Origin of the sequence: Arenibacter sp. 6A1, from assembly GCF_012272855.1 — a bacterium.
Taxonomy (GTDB): Bacteria; Bacteroidota; Bacteroidia; order Flavobacteriales; family Flavobacteriaceae; genus Arenibacter.
Map to the genome: position 1 here is coordinate 1 of NZ_JAAXCQ010000047.1, position 1,424 is coordinate 1,424.

1 protein-coding gene is annotated in these 1,424 nt (G+C 38.2%); it reads right to left on the reverse strand.

What is annotated here, in order from left to right; all coding sequences use genetic code 11:
- Nucleotides 1-19: 19 nt before the first annotated feature.
- Complete coding sequence (locus HCG49_RS18365) at nucleotides 20-1,279, reverse strand: transposase (RefSeq protein WP_168470933.1); 1,260 nt, start codon at nucleotides 1,277-1,279, stop codon at nucleotides 20-22.
- Nucleotides 1,280-1,424: the final 145 nt, after the last annotated feature.

The following is a 1,424-nucleotide window of genomic DNA, read 5'->3' on the forward strand; positions in this document are numbered from 1 at the left end:
TTAGCCATCCCCCGTTTTTTTAATTGAGCATTAAATTGAGTTGCCCTATATTTTTTTCAGGTTCGGTATTTTGAATTTTCCATCTACTTTTTACCGGCATGAGTAAAATGGCTACCACCTTTGATATTTTATAGTAGATGAAATTGGTAAGCTCTCTAACGGTATGCTTGTTCAGGTAATTATACCCCGTATCCAGTAGTAAACTAAAATGGATCGACCTGATTTTCCTATAGATCATGAACATGGCCACAGTAAGTACTGCCAGCATTGACTGTAAGCCTTCAAAAGTTCTCATTTGAATAGCTTCTAATCTGTACTGTTGCTTTACATGCCTGTGGTATTCTTCTATTTTCCATCGTAGGCCATACCCCTTAAAAGCCCATTTTGCCACTTCTATTGCCGTGGAGAGCCTACTCTTGACAAGCAAATAACCGAGCCCTCCATGTCTTTCGTTCCTTGAGACTACCAACCACAACGCATGTGTCCTGCCTTTGATGGTATAGCTTATAGGTATGGCCCCTATTTGGTAGCGCTCCAAAACGGGCCTGTCTTTCTTGATCTTGGTCACGCTTTGTGTAATTGAAAAGTCAATTTTATTTACCAGGGCATTTACTTGATATTCCTGTTGTTTATAGCAAAGTTTGGTGTTCCTTTTTAAACGAATGACAGCTTGTGAGCACTCGGCAATAAAAAAATCCTTCAAAATAGCATTGTCCGCCCCACGGTCAAAAACCCAGCACCCTTTATCCCCTATATGCCGTGTAACATGTTCTACCGCTTTCTTTATCTCGTTATTACTGCTCAATGCTCCCATTTCATAACTATATGCCTTACTATAAAGAGGGCTCATTGTCTTATCGGGGCCTATTGAATTTATGTTCAATACATTGTATCCTAGACCAATTGCTCCCGTATCCCCATTTTTTACATACTCCAGCCCTTCCATATACTTGGCGTGTTTTTTGCTGATATCGGTACCATCCATAAGGATAAAATCATCTTCCGATATCCCGGAAGAGGTACAGTTTAAATGGGAGTTTAATACTTTCTCCGCATAATCCTCCTTTAGATATTGGGAAGATAATCGTTTGCAAACATCTTTAAGTTTTAAAGGCTCCCTAAGCGATGCCGCTATTTGGTTCACAAATACTGATCTTGATTTTAATATGCCTATGACCATATCTTTTAAACAGCGCAACTCTGGTTTGGTAAATACCCTTGCCGATAAAAAATAGCTGCTCAATTGGGTTTGTATCTGTTTTGTCAGTATCTTGTCCATCAAACTGTTTTTAAAGTGAATATTTGTTTTTTTGCAACAATAAATTACAGCTTTTTAAACAGTTTTCCTATTTTAAATCACCTCAAAACACTAGCAAAATCAATACTTCAACAGTTATTCAACTCTTTTTTCAGGGGATGGCTAA

Bases quoted from the DNA above. Each gene is read 5' to 3' on its own strand.
- HCG49_RS18365 (WP_168470933.1), bottom strand. From the start codon at position 1,279: ATGGACAAGATACTGACAAAACAGATACAAACCCAATTGAGCAGCTAT.